We start from the raw sequence: 3,192 nt of genomic DNA, 5'->3' as shown, positions 1-3,192 counted from the left end.
TGCGAAGAAGTTGGTCTTCGCCCGGTCCAGCGCTGCCAGCTCGGCGGCGCGGGGCCCACGAAGCCACGACAATCAGGATCAAGCGTGACCCGTGGCGAGTCTGAGGGAACCCGATCACCCCTAAAAAAAGGGGGGCGGAGACGCAGAGAAGCCCACCCCTAACGGGTTGGGCTTCTCTGGAAGATTGTCCGGCGGCGTCCTACTCTCCCACACCCTCACGAGTGCAGTACCATCGGCGCTGGAGGGCTTAGCTTCCGGGTTCGGAATGTAACCGGGCGTTTCCCCTCCGCCATGACCGCCGTAACTCTATGAACATATCAAACAACCCCGGCACCATGTCACGGGTGTTCGCTTGTTCAGAGTTGCACAGTGGACGCGTAGCAGCTTAGTAGTCAAGTCCTCGGCCTATTAGTACCGGTCAACTGAACCCGTTACCGGGCTTACATTTCCGGCCTATCAACCCAGTCGTCTAGCTGGGGGCCTTACCCCACAAAGTGGGTGGGATACCTCATCTTGAAGCAGGCTTCCCGCTTAGATGCTTTCAGCGGTTATCCCTTCCGAACGTAGCTAACCAGCCGTGCCCTTGGCAGGACAACTGGCACACCAGAGGTTCGTCCGTCCCGGTCCTCTCGTACTAGGGACAGCCCTTCTCAAGTATCCTACGCGCACGGCGGATAGGGACCGAACTGTCTCACGACGTTCTAAACCCAGCTCGCGTACCGCTTTAATGGGCGAACAGCCCAACCCTTGGGACCTGCTACAGCCCCAGGATGCGACGAGCCGACATCGAGGTGCCAAACCATCCCGTCGATATGGACTCTTGGGGAAGATCAGCCTGTTATCCCCGGGGTACCTTTTATCCGTTGAGCGACACCGCTTCCACTCGCAAGTGCCGGATCACTAGTCCCGACTTTCGTCCCTGCTCGACCTGTCAGTCTCACAGTCAAGCTCCCTTGTGTACTTGCACTCAACACCTGATTGCCAACCAGGCTGAGGGAACCTTTGGGCGCCTCCGTTACCTTTTAGGAGGCAACCGCCCCAGTTAAACTACCCACCAGACACTGTCCCTGAACCGGATAACGGTCCGAAGTTAGATACCCAAATCAACCAGAGTGGTATTTCAAGATTGCCTCCACCCATACTGGCGTATGGACTTCACCGGCTCCCACCTATCCTACACAAGCTAATTCGAGTACCAATGTCAAGCTATAGTAAAGGTCCCGGGGTCTTTCCGTCCTGCCGCGCGTAACGAGCATCTTTACTCGTACTGCAATTTCGCCGGGCCTGTGGTTGAGACAGTGGGGAAGTCGTTACGCCATTCGTGCAGGTCGGAACTTACCCGACAAGGAATTTCGCTACCTTAGGATGGTTATAGTTACCACCGCCGTTTACTGGCGCTTAAGTTCTCCGCTTCGCCCCGAAGAGCTAACAGGTCCCCTTAACGTTCCAGCACCGGGCAGGCGTCAGTCCATATACATCGAATTACTTCTTCGCATGGACCTGTGTTTTTAGTAAACAGTCGCTTCCCCCTGCTCTCTGCGGCCATACAACGCTCCACCCGCGCGGGGCTTCACGTCTCCGGCCCCCCTTCTCCCTAAGTTACGGGGGCAATTTGCCGAGTTCCTTAACCACAGTTCGCCCGATCGCCTCGGTATTCTCTACCTGACCACCTGTGTCGGTTTGGGGTACGGGCCGCTAAGAACTCGCTAGAGGCTTTTCTCGGCAGCATAGGATCACTGACTTCACCTGAATCGGCTCGGCATCACGTCTCAGCCTTCATGTGTTGCGGATTTGCCTACAACACGGCCTACACGCTTACCCCGGCACAACCACCGGCCGGGCTCAGCTACCTTCCTGCGTCACCCCATCGCTTGACTACTACCCATCAGGTTCCCACGCTCCCTCAACTCAGTCCGAAGACCTCATCAAGTTCGGGCGGTTAGCACAACGAGGTTCATCAGGGACGCTCTTTCGCGGGTACGGGAATATCAACCCGTTGTCCATCGACTACGCCTCTCGGCCTCGCCTTAGGTCCCGACTCACCCAGGGCGGATTAGCCTGGCCCTGGAACCCTTGGTCATCCGGCGGAAGGGTTTCTCACCCTTCTTTCGCTACTCATGCCTGCATTCTCACTCGTGCCGCGTCCACAACTGGGTCACCCCGCTGCTTCACTCGCGGCACGACGCTCCCCTACCCATCCACACACCTGCACAAGGAATCACGTCCAAGCGAGGATAAAATGTGAATGCCACAGCTTCGGCGGTGTGCTTGAGCCCCGCTACATTGTCGGCGCGGAACCACTTGACCAGTGAGCTATTACGCACTCTTTAAAGGGTGGCTGCTTCTAAGCCAACCTCCTGGTTGTCTATGCGACCCCACATCCTTTTCCACTTAGCACACGCTTAGGGGCCTTAGCTGGTGATCTGGGCTGTTTCCCTCTCGACTACGAAGCTTATCCCCCGCAGTCTCACTGCCGCGCTCTCACTTACCGGCATTCGGAGTTTGGCTGATTTCGGTAAGCTTGTGGGCCCCCTAGACCATCCAGTGCTCTACCTCCGGCAAGAAACACGCGACGCTGCACCTAAATGCATTTCGGGGAGAACCAGCTATCACGGAGTTTGATTGGCCTTTCACCCCTAACCACAGGTCATCCCCCAATTTTTCAACATTGGTGGGTTCGGCCCTCCACGCGGTCTTACCCGCGCTTCAGCCTGCCCATGGCTAGATCACTCCGCTTCGGGTCTAGGACACGCGACTGAATCGCCCTATTCAGACTCGCTTTCGCTACGGCTCCCCCACACGGGTTAACCTCGCCACATGCCACTAACTCGCAGGCTCATTCTTCAAAAGGCACGCCGTCACCCCGCAAGGCTCCGACGGATTGTAGGCGAACGGTTTCAGGTACTATTTCACTCCCCTCCCGGGGTACTTTTCACCATTCCCTCACGGTACTTGTCCGCTATCGGTCACCAGGAAGTATTTAGGCTTACCAGGTGGTCCTGGCAGATTCACGGCAGATTTCAGGGGTCCGCCGCTACTCGGGAACACCCACAGAAGGTCAGCAACTTTCACCTACCGGACTCTCACCGTCTACGGTCAGCCATTCCAGACTGTTCGACTAGCCACTGACTTTGTAACTTCTCGAACAAGTGTCAGCTTGTTCAGCAGGGTCCCACAACCCCGACCACGCAA

Annotated in this window: 2 rRNA genes; both read right to left on the bottom strand. The window is 56.9% G+C overall.

Annotation, left to right across the window (positions count from 1 at the left end):
- Positions 1-186: 186 nt before the first annotated feature.
- Positions 187-303, bottom strand: a 5S ribosomal RNA gene (gene rrf, locus ABZ749_RS32520).
- 85 nt (positions 304-388) lie between these two features.
- Positions 389-3,192, bottom strand: a 23S ribosomal RNA gene (locus ABZ749_RS32515); the annotation flags it as partial.

This window comes from Micromonospora sp. NPDC047753 (genome assembly GCF_040642735.1).
GTDB lineage: Bacteria > Actinomycetota > Actinomycetes > Mycobacteriales > Micromonosporaceae > Micromonospora.
Note: the sequence above shows the minus strand (reverse complement) of the source record. Positions and strands in the feature narration are given on the sequence as shown.